The sequence below is a fragment of the Mesorhizobium sp. M7A.F.Ca.CA.001.08.2.1 genome (assembly GCF_003998455.1).
Taxonomy (GTDB): domain Bacteria; phylum Pseudomonadota; class Alphaproteobacteria; order Rhizobiales; family Rhizobiaceae; genus Mesorhizobium; species Mesorhizobium ciceri.
The window spans coordinates 1-2,470 of the sequence record NZ_RZPW01000855.1; the positions used below are offsets into that span (position 1 = coordinate 1).

General features: G+C 61.9%; 3 protein-coding genes. 1 reads left to right on the top strand and 2 read right to left on the bottom strand.

The genetic code is table 11. The features are described 5' to 3' along the window. Together EN914_RS32040 and EN914_RS32045 are read right to left on the bottom strand one after the other, a co-directional pair. The coding region (locus EN914_RS32040; protein ID WP_164779062.1) for a D-alanyl-D-alanine carboxypeptidase family protein at positions 1-990 on the bottom strand (990 nt) is incomplete at its 3' end. Between the two features lie 103 nt (positions 991-1,093). Next, a complete protein-coding gene (locus tag EN914_RS32045) occupies positions 1,094-2,326 on the bottom strand; it encodes a septal ring lytic transglycosylase RlpA family protein (protein WP_024505513.1) in 1,233 nt (410 codons plus the stop codon). On the opposite strand from EN914_RS32045, the gene EN914_RS38790 reads away from it, so the two are divergent. Continuing rightward, positions 2,211-2,470, top strand: a 260-nt coding sequence (locus EN914_RS38790; RefSeq protein ID WP_206527290.1) for a hypothetical protein, incomplete at its 3' end; no start/stop codon positions are given. The two genes, EN914_RS32045 and EN914_RS38790, sit on opposite strands and share 116 nt — an antisense overlap.

Below are 2,470 nucleotides of genomic sequence, written 5' to 3' on the forward strand. Positions count from 1 at the left end.
GTCATAGACGATCCTGGCCGTCAGCTTGTCGCGGTTGGTGATCGGCAGGAAGATGTCGATCGGTCCCTTTGCCTTCAGCGTCACCCCGGATTTGGCGCCGCCGAAAACCTGGGCTTCTCCAACCACCTCGTCCCTGGCGAAAATTTCAGTCTTCTCGAAGGAGCGGACACCCCAGTCGAGCAGCTTTCGCGCTTCCTCGGCGCGCTCCTTGTCCGAGGCCAGCCCGCTCATCGCCGCGATCACGCGGGTGCCATTGTGGCTGAGCGAACCGACGATGCCGAAACCGGCTGCCTCGCTCGCCCCGACTGCCAGGCCGTCGGCGCCGATGTCCATCGCCAGCAGCGGATTGCGGTTCCTCTGTGAGATCTTGTTCCAGGTGAAATCCTTTTGGGCATAATAGCGATAGAAATCCGGATAATCGCGCCACAGGTGCAGGGCGAGCTGCGCCAGCTCGCGCACGGTCGTCTGCTGGCCATCCGCCGGCAGGCCGGTCGAATTGACGAAAGTCGACGTCTTGAGGCCGATCTGGCGGGCGCGTTCGGTCATCTGCGCGGCAAAATTGTCTTCGGATCCCGACATGCCTTCGGCGATGACGATGCAGCCGTCATTGGCCGCCTGCACGGTCACGCCCTGAATCAGGTCTTCGAGCCGGATCGACGACTTGAGCTTGGCGAACATCGTCGATGTTCCCGAAGGCGCACCACCCTTGCGCCAGGCGTTCTCGCTGACCACGAACGTATCGTCGAGCTTTAGGCGGCCGGATTTGATGGCGTTGAAAACCACTTCCATGGTCATCAGCTTGGCCATCGAGGCCGGCGGTATCCGCTTGTCGGCCTCCTTGGAAAACAGCACCGTCCCGGTCTCGGCATCGATCATGAAGGCCTGCGCGGCCTTGGTCTCGAACAGCTGTGCACCGGCCGGAGCCTGGAAAAACAGCAGCAAGCCAAAAACCAGAAGCCCGGCGAGAGGCGGGAGCAAGCGAAATTGCATGATGTTCGACCCGTTGGCCGGCACCGCCGGCAAGCCCGCGAAAAGTATCAGGCTTTTTGCGCGGCGGATCAACCGCGCAGCGGAAATCCCACCAGGCTTGCGCTCAGTTGCGCACAGCCAGTGCATCGGGCGCGCCATGCGACCAGGCAGCCTGCAGCAAATCATCGAGATTGCGGTGGCCATCGGGATAGAGATTGACCGAATACCAATCCTCGCCATCGAGTTCCGAACGCTGGATCTCGATCTTTCCGTATGCGGCAAGCTGAGCGGCAACACGCTTGGCCTCCGCTGCATCCTCGAACGAACCAGCCGCGACGTAGTCAGTGGACGGACCGGCCGTTGGCGGCTGCCGTTTCCATGATTGGAGCACATCGGCCGGCGACATGCCGTCGCCACCCATCGCGGCGAAGGCATTTGAGGCGCGTTCGACCCGCTCGTCGGCATAGGACAGCGAGGCCACGGCAAACGGCGATTGCGGCGGCAGATTGATCTGCGGACGCTCCGGCACGATCGGGCCGAAATCCGGAAGCGCCAGATCGCCATAGGCCGACGACTGCGTCGACATGATCGGCTGGACAGAACCGGAATCGGTCAACTGGCCCGGAAACGGCACGGCAGCAGTGCCGGCAGGCAGGCTTGGCGACGGCCCGTTCATGGCGACCATGACGCCGGTCGGCAGTCCATCCGACGGGTCCGGCGCCCTGTTGCCGGGATGATAGGAGGCCATCAGATACTGGTCGTCATCGCCGTCGAGCGGCGCGCGGCCGACATATTCGACCTTTACCTGAGCGGTGCCGGTGTTGGCATAGTCAAGCATCTGGGCAGCGCGCTCCGATACGTCGATGATGCGGCCTTCGTGATATGGGCCGCGATCGTTGACGCGAACGATGACCGAACTGCCGGTCTTGAGATTGGTGACGCGGGCATAGCTTGGCAGCGGCATGGTCGGGTGCGCCGCCGTCAGATGGGTCATGTCATAGACTTCGCCATTGGCGGTAAGCCGGCCATGGAAGGCGTCGCCATACCAGGAGGCGAGGCCGACCTTGGCGTAACGCTTGTCTTCCTTCGGGTAATACCACTTGCCGCGGACCTGATAGGGTTTGCCAAGCTGATCCCTGCCGCCGCCACGTTGGATGCGCCCGTTCCGGGAGATCACACGCGGGCTTGCCTTCACGCCATATTCGGATTCGGCGAAATATTCCTTGGAGCGGGTCTTCTTGTTGACCATCGCTTTCGGCTCAGGCTGCGACGCGCAGGCAGCCAGCAAGGCGGCCGACATGGCGAACAACGCGACGGTAGCAGCGCGACGAAGACGCGGTGGCGTCACAGCCTGCATTTTCCTGATGTCCCCTTCAGTCTCAACTCAAGGCGTCACGTTCAACCACCAGAGGAGCCAAAACACTCACCCGACAATACCAACGACGCTTAAAACCCCGATCCTTTGTGCGCAGGAATTGCTTATCACGGTATTAACCGATTG